This window comes from Phenylobacterium sp. LjRoot97, assembly GCF_964254345.1.
Lineage (GTDB): Bacteria > Pseudomonadota > Alphaproteobacteria > Caulobacterales > Caulobacteraceae > Phenylobacterium.
The window spans coordinates 4,247,458-4,260,941 of the sequence record NZ_CAXUTH020000001.1 but is presented as its reverse complement, the minus strand read 5'-3'; the positions used below and the strand labels follow the sequence as shown (position 1 = coordinate 4,260,941).

12 protein-coding genes are annotated in these 13,484 nt (G+C 70.8%); 5 read left to right on the top strand and 7 right to left on the bottom strand.

The annotated features are described in order from the left end of the window. Nucleotides 1–10: 10 nt before the first annotated feature. On the bottom strand, nt 11–1,099 hold the full coding sequence (locus ACSQ2H_RS21155) for an NADH:flavin oxidoreductase (protein WP_436063333.1): 1,089 nt from the start codon (nt 1,097–1,099) through the stop codon (nt 11–13). Further along, entirely contained in the window at nt 1,096–2,247 is a 1,152-nt protein-coding gene (locus tag ACSQ2H_RS21150; RefSeq protein ID WP_436063332.1) for a saccharopine dehydrogenase family protein, read from the bottom strand. The genes ACSQ2H_RS21155 and ACSQ2H_RS21150 overlap by 4 nt, the downstream gene beginning before the upstream one ends. A gap of 214 nt (nt 2,248–2,461) precedes the next feature. On the opposite strand from ACSQ2H_RS21150, the gene ACSQ2H_RS21145 reads away from it, so the two are divergent. The 4 genes from ACSQ2H_RS21145 (at nt 2,462) to ACSQ2H_RS21130 (ending at nt 6,339) form a co-directional block, all read left to right on the top strand. Next, nucleotides 2,462–3,880 carry an MFS transporter gene (locus tag ACSQ2H_RS21145; RefSeq protein ID WP_436063331.1) on the top strand — a complete coding sequence of 473 codons (1,419 nt, stop codon included), beginning with the start codon at nt 2,462–2,464 and terminating at the stop codon, nt 3,878–3,880. Between the two features lie 83 nt (nt 3,881–3,963). Continuing rightward, nucleotides 3,964–4,872, top strand: a complete 909-nt coding sequence (locus tag ACSQ2H_RS21140) for a glutathione S-transferase family protein (RefSeq protein ID WP_436063330.1) — start codon at nt 3,964–3,966, stop codon at nt 4,870–4,872. Nucleotides 4,873–4,882: 10 nt separating this feature from the next. After that, nucleotides 4,883–5,701, top strand: a complete 819-nt coding sequence (locus ACSQ2H_RS21135; protein WP_436063329.1) for a crotonase/enoyl-CoA hydratase family protein — start codon at nt 4,883–4,885, stop codon at nt 5,699–5,701. Beyond that, the gene (locus ACSQ2H_RS21130) at nt 5,701–6,339 is read left to right on the top strand and encodes a glutathione S-transferase family protein (protein ID WP_436063328.1); all 639 of its coding nucleotides are present in this window, start codon (nt 5,701–5,703) and stop codon (nt 6,337–6,339) included. Before ACSQ2H_RS21135 ends, ACSQ2H_RS21130 begins: the two co-directional genes overlap by 1 nt. Before the next feature lie 379 nt (nt 6,340–6,718). On the opposite strand, the gene queG is transcribed toward ACSQ2H_RS21130, so the two are convergent. The 4 genes from queG to ACSQ2H_RS21110 form a co-directional block, all read right to left on the bottom strand. Then, a complete protein-coding gene (gene queG, locus ACSQ2H_RS21125; RefSeq protein ID WP_436063327.1) occupies nt 6,719–7,840 on the bottom strand; it encodes a tRNA epoxyqueuosine(34) reductase QueG in 1,122 nt (373 codons plus the stop codon). After that, nucleotides 7,821–8,507 carry an FtsZ-binding protein FzlA gene (gene fzlA / locus ACSQ2H_RS21120; protein WP_436063326.1) on the bottom strand — a complete coding sequence of 229 codons (687 nt, stop codon included), beginning with the start codon at nt 8,505–8,507 and terminating at the stop codon, nt 7,821–7,823. The genes queG and fzlA overlap by 20 nt, the downstream gene beginning before the upstream one ends. Before the next feature lie 11 nt (nt 8,508–8,518). Then, the gene (locus tag ACSQ2H_RS21115; protein WP_436063325.1) at nt 8,519–9,487 is read right to left on the bottom strand and encodes a cation diffusion facilitator family transporter; all 969 of its coding nucleotides are present in this window, start codon (nt 9,485–9,487) and stop codon (nt 8,519–8,521) included. A gap of 167 nt (nt 9,488–9,654) precedes the next feature. Beyond that, nucleotides 9,655–11,247: an ATP-binding protein gene (locus ACSQ2H_RS21110; RefSeq protein ID WP_436063324.1), complete on the bottom strand. Its 1,593-nt coding sequence runs from the start codon at nt 11,245–11,247 to the stop codon at nt 9,655–9,657. A gap of 124 nt (nt 11,248–11,371) precedes the next feature. Between ACSQ2H_RS21110 and ACSQ2H_RS21105 the strand changes: the two genes are divergently transcribed. Continuing rightward, nucleotides 11,372–12,235, top strand: a complete 864-nt coding sequence (locus ACSQ2H_RS21105) for an enoyl-CoA hydratase-related protein (RefSeq protein ID WP_436063323.1) — start codon at nt 11,372–11,374, stop codon at nt 12,233–12,235. Nucleotides 12,236–12,355: 120 nt separating this feature from the next. Here the strand turns inward: ACSQ2H_RS21105 and ACSQ2H_RS21100 are convergent, their stop codons facing one another. Next, nucleotides 12,356–13,441 (bottom strand): citrate synthase/methylcitrate synthase, encoded by a 1,086-nt coding sequence (locus ACSQ2H_RS21100; protein WP_436063322.1) that lies wholly within the window; start codon nt 13,439–13,441, stop codon nt 12,356–12,358. Nucleotides 13,442–13,484: the final 43 nt, after the last annotated feature.

Sequence of the window (13,484 nt, the reverse complement as noted above, 5' to 3'; positions counted from 1 at the left end):
CATCTTTGCCCTAGACCGTCTCTTCCTGAGCGACGAAGCCCTTCCAGCCGTTCATGTACTCGACGAAGGCCGGGCCCAGGCGCTCGTTGCGCAGGTGCTGGCGGGTGACCGGCAGGGCGGCGGAGGCGAAGTCCGGATCGGCGGCGACCCGCTGCGGGAAGTCGTGGTGCAGGATGGCGGCGCGGCCGATCAGGACGTAGTCGGCGCCGTTCTCCAGGCACTGGCGGGCGACCTGGCCGGTCATGATCTTGCCGGCGACCCCGAGGCGGACCTGGCCGCGATCGAGCTCGGTGAAGTAGGACATCAGGGTGCGGCCCTGGAAGGCTTCTTCCACCGGTTCCTTGGCCACGTCCCACAGCGACATGTCGAGATAGTCGATCTTGCCCTGGCTGAGCACCTGGCGGGCGACCTCGACGATCTCGGCCAGCTCCAGGCCAAAGCGCTCGGGCGACAGGCGCAGGCCGAGCTGGAAGTTCGGGCCGCACTGGGCGCGGATCCCATCGACGATCTCGAAGATCAGCCGGGCGCGGTTCTCCAGCGAACCGCCATAGCGGTCCTCGCGCCGGTTGAGGGCCGGCGAGAGAAACTGGCAGAGCACGTAGCCATGAGCGCCGTGGATCTCGACCCCGTCGAAGCCGGCCTTTTCGGAGCGCACGGCGGCGGCGATGAAGTCGTCGCGCAGTTGTTCGACCTCGGCCAGGGTCAGGGCGCGCGCCCCGGTCTCCGGATCGTCCGAGGGACAGACCGGCGCCTCGCCGATCAGCTCCTTGGGCGAGCGGTTGCCGGCGTGGTGCAGCTGCAGCGCGGCGATGCTGCCCTGGGCCTTGATGGCTGCGGCCAGCCGCGTGAGGCCGGGCAGGTGCTGATCGCCGAACACGCCGAGCTGGCCGGGGAAGCCCTGGCCGATCGCCTGTACGTGGGCCGCGCAGGTCATGGTCAGGCCAAAGCCGCCCTCGGCGCGATAGGTCAGCCAGGCGAACTCGTCGTCCGACAGCGTCCCGTCCGGATGGCTCTGGGTGTTGGTCAGCGGCGCCAGCATGAAGCGGTTCTTCATCGCCGGGCCGTGCTGGAGGCTCAGGGGGGTGAACAGGTCGGTCATGCTTCCACCTCGAAGGTCAGGCCCGCGTTCTTCTGCAGGCGTGCAATCAGCTTGTCGCCCAGGGCCGCGCCCGGGACCCAGAGGCCGCCGGGGACGTCGGCGGCTTCCTTGACCAGACAGATGGCGGTCTCGGCGATCATTTTCGAGGTCGAGCCGTAGCCGGGGTCCTTGTCGCCCTTCACGCTGACCACGACCTTGCGGCCGTCGGCGGCGATCCCGATGAAGGCCGCGTCGTAGAAGCCGGTCTCGCGCTCTTCCTTGCTGGGCCCTTCGCCGGGCTGCGGGCCGGAGCCCTCGTCGAGGGCGAAGGAGGCCGGCGCGGCGGGGTCGACCACGGCCATCTCGTCATAGACGAAGTCGGCGCCGTAAGCGTGGCCCTGCAGGAAGTTCGAGCGGTGGACGTTCTTGGTGTTGATGGCGGCCATCATGAACGGGCCGACGTCGGCGTTCAGGTCCTCGTCGCGCTCGACGGTCTGCCCGGCCGGCTGCTCGGGACCTTTGAAGCCGGGGGTCAGGGCGAACGGGTCGACCATCAGCGCGAACAGGCTGGGATCCTTCTGGATCGCGGCCATGGTGGCGCGGCCGCTGGCGGCGGTGCCGCCCGAGAGCCCGCCCTTGAGCTTGCGCATGCGGCCCTTCACCCGCGGGACCGGGCCGCCGAGCTTCTGGCGGGCGGTGGCCTGCGCGAAATAGACGCCGAGCTCGAAGGGAATGGAGTCGAAGCCGCAGGAGAACAGGATGCGCGCGCCGCTCTTCTGGGCCGCCGCGTGGTGCTCGTTGATCATCGCGGCCATCCAGTTCGGCTCGCCGCAGAGGTCGAGATAGTCGGTCCCGGCCGCGACACATTCGGCGACAAGGTCCGAGCCGTAGAGCTGGTAGGGGCCGACGGTGGTGAGGATCGCCTTGGCGCGGCCGACCATCGCCTTGACCGAGGCCGGGTCGGAGGCGTCGGCGACGACCAGCGGCGTGTCCTTGGGCGCGCCGATCTCGTCGCGGACCTGCTGCAGCTTTTCGAGGCTGCGCCCGGCCATCGCCCACTTCACCTCGCCGCCGACGCCGTACTGCCTGGCCAGATGCTCGGCCACGAGGCGCCCGGTGAAGCCGGTCGCGCCATAGACGATGATGTCGAATTCCGCGCCGCTGTTCATGGCGTCTGTCTCCGCTTTCCGTCCCCTTGGAGCGGCGGACCTTGCCGGGAAATCCGCGAGCGAACAAGCGTTTGAAAAATAGCGCGTGTCGAACGCCGTCCGACGCGCTTTTCTCCGCCGCATCGCTCCCCCTCTTGCCCCGCGTCGCGGGCGAGCAGATCAATGGTGGGCTACCGACGCCGGCGGCGACCGGCGCGAAGGGGAGAGCCTTTACGTGACCAAGCAAGCGCCCGGACCGCGGCCGCTGTCGACGCCGATGGCGCTCTCATTCTCCACCCTCGCCTTCCCGCTCGGCGCGCTGGCGGTGGCGGTGTCGGTCTACATCCCGCCGTTCTTCGCCAGCCACCTGGGGGTCGACCTGACCCTGATCGGGGTGGCGTTCTTCGTGGTGCGGATGCTGGACCTCGGCGTCGACCCGGTGCTGGGCCTGGTCATGGACCGCACCCGCACGCGGTGGGGCCGCTACCGGGTCTGGGTGCTGATCGGCGGGCCGATCCTGATGGCGGCGGTCTATGCGCTGTTCGAGGCGCCGAGCGGCATCGGCATCGGCTACCTGATCTTCTGGCTGCTGGTCTTCTATCTGGGCAACTCGATCCTGGGCCTGGGCCACTCGGCCTGGGCCGCGACCCTGGCCACCGAGTACCACCAGCGCTCGCGGATCTTCGGCATCCTGGCGGCGGCCGGGGTGATCGGGGCGATGGCGGTGCTGGTGATCCCGATCGGCGCGGCGCATGTCGGGCTGTCCGAGGCCGAAGGCGTCAAGGCCATGGGCTGGTTCATCTTCGCGATGATCCCGGTGGTGGTGGCGCTGGTCTGCCTGCGCACGCCCGAGCACATCGCCCGGAGCGCGCCCGAGCACTTCGCGTTCAAGGATTACCTGTCGCTGATCACCAAGCCGGACCTGCTGCGGCTGTTCCTGGCGCAGATGGCGCTGACGCTCGGCCCCGGCTGGATGAGCGCGCTCTACATGTTCTTCTTCACCGACTCGCGGGGGTTCTCGACCGAGCAGGCCTCGGCCCTGCTGCTGGTCTATGTGGTGGCCGGCATTTTGGGCGCGCCGCTGACCGCGCGGCTGGCCATGCGGTTCTCCAAGCACCGCACGCTGATGGTGACGACCACGGCTTATTCGTTGGGCCTGTGCACGGTGATGTTCCTGCCCAAGGGCGACATGGGCTTCGGCATCCCGATGATGTTCTGGCAGGGCTTCATGGCCGCCGGCTTCGACCTGATGATCCGCGCCATGCTGGCCGACGTCGCCGACGAGGTGCGGCTGGAGCAGGGCCAGGAGCGGCTGAGCCTGATCTATGCGCTGAACGCCCTGGCCAACAAGATCGCCTCGGCCTTCGCCATCGTCCTGACCTTCCCGCTGCTGGCGCAGATCGGCTTCAACGCCGCCGACGGGGCGGTGAACACCGAGAGCGCGATCCGCGGGCTGGAGCTGGCCTTCATCGTCGGGCCGATCGTGTTCGTGATGCTGGGCGGGGCCTGCGTGATCGGCTGGAAGCTCGACGCCGACAAGCATGCGGCGATCCGGGAGGAGCTGGAACGGCGCGACGCGCTCTACGCCGAGGCCCCGATCCTGGAGAGCTTCGCGCCCGACGTCGCCCCGGCGGTGACGAACGACCGCCCGTGACGCGGGGTCATGGTGGGCGGCGGGCCAAATCCGTGACAGCGTAAGCCCCGCGGCCCGGCAAGAGGCCGGTCCTGGGAACGCCGATGAGCGGGTTGATCCTCCACCACTACGACACCTCGCCGTTCTCGGAGAAGGTGCGGCTGATGCTGGGCCTGAAGGGCCTGGCCTGGGACTCGGTGCAGGCGCCGGTGATCATGCCCAAGCCGGACCTGATCCCGCTGACCGGCGGCTACCGACGCATCCCGGTGCTGCAGATCGGGGCCGACGTCTATTGCGACACCCAGGTGATCCTGGCCGAGCTGGAAGCCCGCGCGCCGGGCCCGCGGGCGACGTCGGGAGCCGACTGGGCGGTCAACTTCTGGGCCGACCGGCCGTTCTTCGGCATCACCGTGCCGATCATCTTCGGGGCGCTGGGCGGGGCGACGACGCCGGAGTTCATCGCCGACCGCGAGCAGCTGAGCGGCCGCCCGTTCAACGTCGCGGCGATGCAGGCGGCCGCGCCGCTGATGGTCCCGCAGTGGCGGGCGCAGGCGGCCTGGATCGAGGAAGGCCTTAGCGACACCGACTGGCTGGCCGGCGACGCGCCGGGGCTGGCCGACATCGCCGCGTACATGAACATCTGGTTCCTCGCCCGGAACCTGCCGGCGATGGCCGACGAGCTGCTGGCCGGGCTGACGCGGACCCAGGCCTGGCGCAAACGGGTGGCGGCGATCGGACACGGGACGCGCCGCGAGATCAGCGGCGCCGACGCCCTGGCCGCGGCGCGCGAGGCCGAGCCCGGCCCGGTCGCGGCCCACGACCCGCACGATCCGCTGGGCCTGACGCCGGGCGCCGCAGTCACCGTGGCGGCCGACGACTATGGCCGCGACCCCATCGCCGGGACCCTGGTGGCGGCGACGCCGAGCCGGATCGTCCTCGCCCGCCAGACCCCTGACCTGGGCCGGACCCAGGTTCATTTCCCACGCGCCGGCTACGTCGTCGGCAAGGCCTAAGGAGCATCCCATGGAAGAGCGCATCACCGTCGAGATCAGCGAGGGCGTGGCCGATGTCCGCCTGGTCCGGACCGACAAGATGAACGCCCTGGACGACGCCATGTTCTCGGCGCTGATCGAGACCGGCGAACGGCTGAAGACCGAGAAGGGCGTGCGCGCCATCGTGCTGTCGGGCGAGGGCCGGGCGTTCTGCGCTGGGCTCGACATGGGCAATTTCGGCAAGATGGCTTCGGGCGAGCGCAAGGGCGGCCAGTCCTCGACCGGCGAGTCGCTGCTGACCGACAACCGCACGGCCGGCGGCTCGAACCGCGCCCAGCACGCGGTGATGGTCTGGAGCGAGCAGGTCGTTCCGGTGATCGCCGCCGTGCACGGCGTGGCGTTCGGCGGCGGCTTCCAGCTGGCGCTGGGCGCGGACCTGCGCTTCGTGACCGCCGACACCCGGATGTCGGTGATGGAGATCAAGTGGGGCCTGGTGCCGGACATGGCCGGCATGGTGCTGCTGCGCGGCCTGCTGCGCGACGACGTCGCCCGCGAGCTGACCTATACGGGCCGCATCTTCGACGGCGAGGAGGCCGCGCGCATTGGCCTGGCCACCCGGGTCTGCGCCGACCCGCGGGCCGAGGCCCTGGCCCTGGCCGCCGAGATCGCCGGCAAGAGCCCGACCGCGATCCGCGCCGCCAAGCGGCTGCTGGACATGGTCGCCGACGCCGACCAACACGCGATCCTCAAGGCCGAGAGCGTCGAGCAGGCGGCGCTGATCGGCTCGCCCAACCAGGTCGAGGCGGTGATGTCGAACATGCAGAAGCGCGCCGCCGCCTACGCCGACTGATGCCGACGCTCTATCACTGCGCCGACGCCCGCTCCTTCCGCGCTCTGTGGGCGTTGGAGGAGCTGGGTGCTCCTTACGAGTTGAAATTGCTGCCGTTTCCGCCGCGGGTGAGGTCTCCGGAGTATCTGGAGATCAACCCGCTGGGCACCATCCCGTTCTTCGTCGACGGGCAGACCAAGATGACCGAATCCTCGGCCATCCTGCAGTACCTGGCCGTTCGGCATGGCGGGCCTCTGAATGTGCCGAATGACGATAGCGACTACGGCGCGTGGCTGAACTGGCTCTATCTGGGCGAGGCGACGCTGACCTTCCCGCAGACCCTGGTGCTTCGCTACACGCGGCTGGAGCCGAAGGAACGGCGCAATCCGCAGGTCGCCGAAGACTATGCCAAGTGGTTCATGGCGCGGCTGCGGGCGGTGGATAGGGCGTTGGAAACGCGGGACTATCTGGTCGCCGGACGGTTCACGGCGGCGGACATCTCGGTGGGGTACGCATTGCTGCTGGCCACGACGCTGGGGCTGAGCGAGCGGTTCAGTCCGGCGGTCGCGGCCTACTGGGCGCGGCTGCAGCAGCGCGAAGGGTTCCAGCGGGCCAAGGCGGCGCAGGCGGCCGATGGGACGCCTGAGTGGCAGGTTTAGCCGGCGAGGTCGCAGGAAGGCGCCGGAAGCAATTCCTCCCCTAGATGGGGGCATCCAGAGCCCAGCATCTAGAATGCCTCCCTCGCCCCCTTTGGGGGAGAGGGCTGGGGTGAGGGGGGCGGCTGACTTTGCAGAGCGCCGCTCCGCGCCGCCAACCCCTCACCTAACCTCTCCCCTCAAGCGGGGAGAGGGACAGGCGTTGCGGCCATCGAAGGCCAGATCCTCCCCTCTGGGGGCCCCGCTTGCCCATCATGGGCGCGCCTTCTTCGCGGCGCTCATCACGTCGCGCGACTGAGGGGACTACTCTCAAGCGCGAGGGTCAAAGTCCCCCTCAGCCAGCTGCGCTGAGAGCTCCCCCAGAGGGGGAGCAATTTCTTGGTCAGGCCGCCCACTCGGCGAGGACGTCGGGGTCGGTTTCGGCTGAGGCGGCGCGGAGGTTCGCGAAGGCGGCGGGGGGCAGCAGGCGCGCGAGCGCCCAGACGGCGGCGCCGCGGACGATGGAGGCGGGGTCGGCGAGCAGGGCCTGGGCCCGGGGCGCGAGGGCCCGGTCGCCGGAATTGCCGATGGCGTAGAGCACGTTGCGCAGGAAGCGGTCGCGGCCGATGCGCTTGACCGGGCTTTTCGAGAACAGCGCGCGGAAGGCGGCGTCGTCGAGGGCGGCGAGATCGGCCAGGGCCGGTTCGCGCAGGGCGTCGCGGGCGTGCAGCCGCTGTTCGCGCGAGGTGGCGGCGAACTTGTTCCACGGGCAGACCGCCAGGCAGTCGTCGCAGCCGTAGATGCGGTTGCCGAGCATCGGCCTGAACTGCGCCGGGATCGGGCCCTTGAGCTCGATGGTCAGGTAGGAGATGCAGCGGCGCGCATCGAGCTGATAGGGCGCGGGGAAGGCGTTCGTCGGGCAGACGTCGAGGCAGGCGTGGCACTGACCGCAGGAGCCGCCGCTGGGGCCGTCGGCCGGCAGGTCGAGCTCGGTGAGGATCGAGCCGAGGAACAGCCAGGAGCCGAACTCGCGGCTGACCAGATTGGTGTGCTTGCCCTGCCAGCCAAGGCCGGCGCGTTCGGCCAGCGGCTTTTCCATCAGGGGCGCGGTGTCGACGAAGACCTTCAACTCGCCGCCGAAGCGGGCGACCAGCCAGCCCGCCAGCTGCTTGAGCCGGCCCTTGATGAGCTCGTGATAGTCGTCGCCCTGGGCGTAGACCGAGATCGCGCCGCGGTCCTTGCGGGTCAGGGTCTCCAGCGGGTCGTGGTCGGGGCCGTAGTTGACGCCGAGCATGATCGCCGAGCGGGCGGCCTCCCACATGGCGGTCGGATGCTGGCGGCGGCCTTCCGTGTCCTCGATCCAGCCCATCTCGCCGTGGCGGCCGTGCTCGACGAACTCGCGCAGGCGGGCGGAGGCGGCCCACTGCGCGCGGGCGTCGGCGATGCGGCAGACGTCGAAGCCGAGCTCGGCGGCGCGCTGGCGGATCAGGTCGGCGGTACGGGGATCAGAAGTCGAGGTCGTCATAATGCTGCGCCGGCGCGAGGCCGGGCCAGCGATCGGCCAGCAGCGGCCGGAAGCACGGCCTCGATTTCAGCTTCATGTACCACGTCTTGACCGCCGGGAAGTCGCGCCACGGCACGTCGCCGAAATAGTCGATCACCGAGAGGTGGGCGGCGGCGGCGAAATCGGCCATCGACAGCCGGCGTCCGGCCAGCCAGTCGCGGCCCGACAGCAGCGTCTCGACATAGACGAGGTGGGCGCGCAGCGCCTCACGGCCGGCCCGCATGGCGCCGAGATCCGGGGCGCCGAGGCCGAGCAGGCGCTTTTCCATCTTCTCGTGCAGCAGGAAGCCGCCGACCTCGTAGTCGAACTTGCGGTCGAACCATTGCAGCAGGCGTCGCGCCTCGGCGCGCTCGGCCGGATCGCGGCCGAGCAGCGGCGGCTCGGGATGGGTCTCTTCGAGGTAGTCGAGAATGGCGCGGCTCTCGCACAGCACCAGCGGCTCGCGGCCGCCCGCGACGACCAGCACCGGCGTCAGCCCCGACGGGTTCAGCTTCACCAGGGCGGCCGGGCGCTCCCAGTAGCGGACCGCCTCTTCGGCGAACGGCAGCCGCTTTTCGCCCAGCGCGAGGCGGACCTGGCGGGAGGCGGGGTCCAGGGGGAAGTGCAGGAGGGTGAGGTCGAGGCTCATCAGGCGATCGACTATCGCTCGTCCTCGTTAAGGCCGCGTTTACCGAGCGCGGTCTCGGCGAAGGCGCCGCCATGCGGCTCGGCCGCGCCGCGCGGGTCGGGGTGGATGATGATGTCGGCGCTGGGGAACTCGGCGAGGATGCGTTTCTCGGCCGCGACGACGGCGGCGTGGGCCCGCTCAAGCGACAGTGCAGGATCGAGGTCGACGTGCATCTGCATGTGAACGTACGGACCCGAGGCGCGGGTCCGCAGCTGGTGCACGTCGGTCAGCGCCGGGTCGGCGGTGACCAGGGCCTTGATGCGGTCGCGCTCGTCGTGGGGGAGCTCGCGGTCCATCAGCTGGCTGGCGGCCTCGCGGAACACGCTGATCGCGCCCCAGAGCAGCAGGCCGGTGACGACCAGCGCGGCCAGGGCGTCCATGCCGCGCCAGCCCAGCCAGGCCGCCGCGGCGATGCCGGCCAGGGCGGCGATGTTGGAGGCGAGGTCTGTGGCGTAGTGCGCCCGGTCGCCGGCCACCGCCACCGAGGCGGTGCGGCGCAGGACGTAACCCTGGGCGCTGATCAGGGCGAAGGTCAGCAGGGTCGAGACGATCATCACGATGACCGCCAGGCCCTCCTGGCGGACCGGCTGCGGTTCGATCAGGCCCATGATCGCCTCGCGGCCGATCAGGGCGGCGGACGCGAAGACCAGGCCGCCCTGCATCAGGCTGGCGAAGGCCTCGGCCTTGCCGTGGCCGAAGCGGTGCTCGGCGTCCGGCGGGCTGGCGGCGTAGCGCACGGCGAAGAACGTCACCAGCGAGGCCAGCAGGTCGAGGGCGGAGTCGGCGGCGGACGCCAGCAGCGCCACCGAGCCGCTCATCGCCCAGACGACCCCCTTGAGGGTGACGAGCAGCAGCGCTACCCCGGTCGAGGCGAGCGTGATGCGGCGGGTCAGGACGCCGGCTTCGACGGCGGACAGGCGGGGGCGAGCGGCGGTGGCCATGGCGTGGTTCTAGCCCTCCCGTCGCCGCACCCATAGCGCGAACGACTCGCGGCGAGTTCCAGTCGGCGTCGCCGTTTCGGCGAGCCGAGAGCTCGGCGCCCGGGGCCGCCCCCTCCACCGGCTTCGCCGGTCCCCCTCCCCCATCAGGATGGGGGAGGAAGAATTCGTCAGGCCGCGACCGCGACGCCGGCGAGGGCGGTCTCGATGCCGGCCAGCAGGCTGGCGGCGGTGATCGGCTTGGCGACGTGCAGGTCGGCGCCGGCGGCGCGGGCCTCGTGCTGGTGCTCGGCCATGGCGTTGGCGCTGAGCATGACGATCGGAGAGGGCGCGGCGCCGCGCTCGGCCTCCAGGGCGCGGATCGCGCGGGTGGCGGCCAGGCCGTCCATGTGCGGCATCTGCATGTCCATCAGCACCAGGTCGAAGTCGGCGGCGGCGAAGGCCGCCAGCGCCTGGGCCCCGTCGTCGACGATGACCAGCTCGACATCCTGGCTGGCGAGGATGAGCTCGACGACGCGCTGGTTGGTCGGGTGGTCCTCGGCCAGCAGCACCCGCAGCGGCCCGGCGCGCGGAGTCGGCGCGGCGGGCGCGGCGTCCTCGCGGGCGTTGTAGGCGGCCAGAGGTTCGGCGCGCGGCAACGGCAAGGAAACGACGAAGCGGCTGCCGATCCCGGCCTGCGAGGAGGCCGAGATTTCGCCGCCCATCATCTCGGCCAGCGAGCGGCAGATCGAGAGGCCCAGGCCCGTGCCGCCGAAGCGCCGGCTGATGGTGGCGTCGGCCTGGCTGAAGCGGGCGAACAGCCGGGCGGCGTGGTCGGGGCCGAAGCCGACGCCGGTGTCTTCGACGCTCAGCACCAGGCGGGCGGCGTCGGTCGCGTCGGTCATGCCCATGCGCAGGGTGATCGCGCCGGCATGGGTGAACTTGACCGCGTTGGAGAGCAGGTTGGCGACGATCTGGCCCAGCCGGGCGCCGTCGCCGACGAAGCGGCCGCGGGCCTGGGCGTCGCATTCGACCTGGAACGCCAGGCCCTTGTCGTGCGCCCGGTAGCGCATGACCTCGATGCAGGGGCCGAGCGCCTCGTCGAGGTCGAAGGGCTGGACGTCCAGCTCCAGTTCGCCGGCCTCGATCTTGGAGACGTCGAGAATGTCCGAGACCAGCCGCTCCAGAATGGTCCCGGAGTTGCGGATCAGGGCGACCATCTCGGACTGGTCGACCGCCAGCGGCGTGCGGGCCAGGGCGTCGACGATGCCGATGACCCCGTTCAGTGGGGTGCGGATCTCGTGGCTCATATTGGCCAGGAAGTCGGACTTGGCGCGGCTGGCGGCCTCGGCCGCGGCCTTGGCCTCGATCAGGGCGCGTTCGGCGGCGACGCGGGCGGTGACGTCGCGGGCGACGCCGTAGATGTGGTCGCCGCGGCGCTGGGCGCGCCACTCCAGGGTCAGGTAGCGGCCGTCCTTGTGGCGGTAGCGGTTGGTGAAGCCGACCACGGGGTCGTCGGGCCGGCGGTTCTCAACCTCCTCGACGCTGCCTAGCGTGCCGGGCATGTCGTCGGGATGGACGAGGTCGAGCAACCGCCAGCCGACCATCGCGTCCGGATCATGGCCGAGCAGACTGCGCCAGGAGGCGCTGGCCTTGACCACGCGCCCCTCCAGGTCGCGGATCACCAACAGGTCGAGGGAGACGTCGAAGAACGCGCCCACGTCGGCCAGCTCGCCGAACGGCTCCGCGCCAGGAGCAGGGGCGGCGAAGGGCTCCTGGGGCATGACGCAAATCCTCGAAATCACTGAACTAAGGGCTAGAGGATTAGGCCGATTGGTTAAGCCTCGATTGCCGTTCCCCGCCGCGGCGTCAACCGCCTAGCCTGACTCCCGCCTCTGGGAGGAAGCCATGGCCTATCAGCACATCACCAGCAGTCTGCAGGACGGTGTTCTCGAAGTCGTCCTCAACCGACCCGACAAGCTCAACGCCTACACCGCCCTGATGGGCCAGGAACTGGCCGACGCGTTCCGAAGCGCGGACGCCGACGATGATGTTCGCGTGGTGCTGGTGACCGGCGCCGGGCGCGCGTTCTGCGCCGGCGCCGACATTTCGGCCGGGGCCGATGCGTTCGACACCACCTCGGCGGCGGGCTCGGCCTCGTTCGGCGACGTCAGCAAGGGGCCGCGGCAGGGAAGCGGCGGGGGTTTCGTCGAGGCGATCTACGAGTGCCGCAAGCCCTCGATCGCGGCCTTCAACGGCGCGGCGGTCGGGGTCGGGCTGACCCTGACCCTGCCGATGGACATCCGCATCGCCGCCGAGGGCGCGAAGTTCGGGTTCGTGTTCGCGCGCCGCGGACTGGTGCCGGAGGCGGGCAGCGCCTGGTTCCTGCCGCGGCTGGTCGGTCTGCCGCAGGCGCTGCGCTGGTGCCTGGACGGGGCGCTGTTCCCGGCCAGCGAGGCGCTGGCCGGGGGGCTGGTCAGCGAGGTGGTCGCGGCCGAGGAGCTGTTGCCGCGGGCGCGGGCCATCGCCCGCTCGATCGCCGACAACACCGCGCCGGTGTCGGTGGCCCTGACCCGCCAGATGCTGTGGCGGCTGTCGCAGGCGCCCTCGCCGGCCGACGTGCTGAAGATCGACGGGCGCATGGCGATGACCCTGGGGGCCGGCGGCGACGTCAAGGAGGGGGTGGCCGCGTTCCTGGAGAAGCGGGCGCCGAACTTCCCGGGCAAGGTCTCGGCCGATATGCCGCGCGGCTATCCGTGGTGGGGCGAGTAGGTCTTGCGGCGGCCATTGCCCCCTTGGGGAGCTGCCGGCCGAATGGCTGACTGAGGGGGGCTCCAGCTAGAGAGCAGTCCCCCTCCGTCTCGATCCACCTCCCCCTGCAGGGGGAGGAATTCAGGCCGCCTTCAGCGGGGCCGGGCCGACATAGACCGACTGCGGGCGGATCAGGCGTCCGCCAGCCACCTGTTCGCGGGCGTGGGCGATCCACCCGGCGACGCGGCCCATGGCGAAGACGCAGGTGAAGGCGCTGGGCGGGAAGTCGAGCGCCTCCAGCAGCAGGGCGGTGTAGAACTCGACATTGGTGTCGAGCGCCCGGTCGGGCTTGTGCTCCTTGAGGATCGCCAGGGCGGCGGCCTCGACGGCCTCGGCGAAGGCGACGCGGCCGGGGCGGACGTTGGAGCCGTCGCCCAGCCGGCGCACCGCGGCCTTCAGGGCGTCGGCTCGCGGGTCGCGGACCCGGTAGACGCGGTGGCCGAAGCCCATCAGCCGGTCGCCGCGGGCCAGGGCCTGTTCGATCCAGGCGCGGGCGTTCTGCGGTTCGCCGATCTCGTCGAGCATCTCGATCACCGGACCCGGCGCGCCGCCATGCAGCGGCCCCTTCAGCGCGCTGATCCCGCCGAGCACGGCCGAGGTTAGGCCGGCGCGGGTCGAGGCGATCACCCGGGCGGCGAAGGTCGAGGCGTTGAGGCCGTGATCGCTGACCGTGACCAGATAGGTGTCGAGCGCGTCGGACTGGGCCTTGGCCGGGACCTGGCCGGAGATCATCCGCAGCGCGTCGGCGGCGTGGCTGAGCGCCGGGTCGGGGGCGACCGGGGCCAGGCCCTGATGGGCGCGGACCACGGCGGCGGTGAACACGGCCGGCGCCGCGATCAGGCGCAGGGCGACAGCCAGGTCGTCGCCGTCCGGCAAGCGGGCGGTGAGGGCGCGCATGGCCTCGACCGGGGTCAGGTCGAGCAGGCCGGGATCGAGGGCGGCGACCTCGGAGAACACCTCGGCGCGGGCCGCGCCCAGGGCCGGGGCGAGATCGGCCGGCAGCGCGTCGAAGAAGCCGTCGAACAGGGTGCGGACCAAGTCCTCGAACCGGGTGGCGCCGGCTAGTTCGTCGAGGGAGTGGCCGCGGATGATCAGCACGCCGCGCTGGCCGTCGACTTCCGACATCACGGTGTTGGCGGCGACGACGTCTTCAAGACCGTCGGACATGGAAAGAACTCCTCTTGCTTGCCGCGATATTTGCCCGCAAGCT

Excerpts from the sequence above, each read along its gene's own strand:
- ACSQ2H_RS21155 (WP_436063333.1), bottom strand. The coding sequence starts at position 1,099 with ATGACCGACCTGTTCACCCCCCTGAGCCTCCAGCACGGCCCGGCGATG.
- ACSQ2H_RS21150 (WP_436063332.1), bottom strand. The coding sequence starts at position 2,247 with ATGAACAGCGGCGCGGAATTCGACATCATCGTCTATGGCGCGACCGGC.
- ACSQ2H_RS21140 (WP_436063330.1), top strand. The coding sequence starts at position 3,964 with ATGAGCGGGTTGATCCTCCACCACTACGACACCTCGCCGTTCTCGGAG.
- ACSQ2H_RS21135 (WP_436063329.1), top strand. The coding sequence starts at position 4,883 with ATGGAAGAGCGCATCACCGTCGAGATCAGCGAGGGCGTGGCCGATGTC.
- ACSQ2H_RS21130 (WP_436063328.1), top strand. The coding sequence starts at position 5,701 with ATGCCGACGCTCTATCACTGCGCCGACGCCCGCTCCTTCCGCGCTCTG.
- queG (WP_436063327.1), bottom strand. The coding sequence starts at position 7,840 with ATGACGACCTCGACTTCTGATCCCCGTACCGCCGACCTGATCCGCCAG.
- fzlA (WP_436063326.1), bottom strand. The coding sequence starts at position 8,507 with ATGAGCCTCGACCTCACCCTCCTGCACTTCCCCCTGGACCCCGCCTCC.
- ACSQ2H_RS21115 (WP_436063325.1), bottom strand. The coding sequence starts at position 9,487 with ATGGCCACCGCCGCTCGCCCCCGCCTGTCCGCCGTCGAAGCCGGCGTC.
- ACSQ2H_RS21110 (WP_436063324.1), bottom strand. The coding sequence starts at position 11,247 with ATGCCCCAGGAGCCCTTCGCCGCCCCTGCTCCTGGCGCGGAGCCGTTC.
- ACSQ2H_RS21105 (WP_436063323.1), top strand. The coding sequence starts at position 11,372 with ATGGCCTATCAGCACATCACCAGCAGTCTGCAGGACGGTGTTCTCGAA.
- ACSQ2H_RS21100 (WP_436063322.1), bottom strand. The coding sequence starts at position 13,441 with ATGTCCGACGGTCTTGAAGACGTCGTCGCCGCCAACACCGTGATGTCG.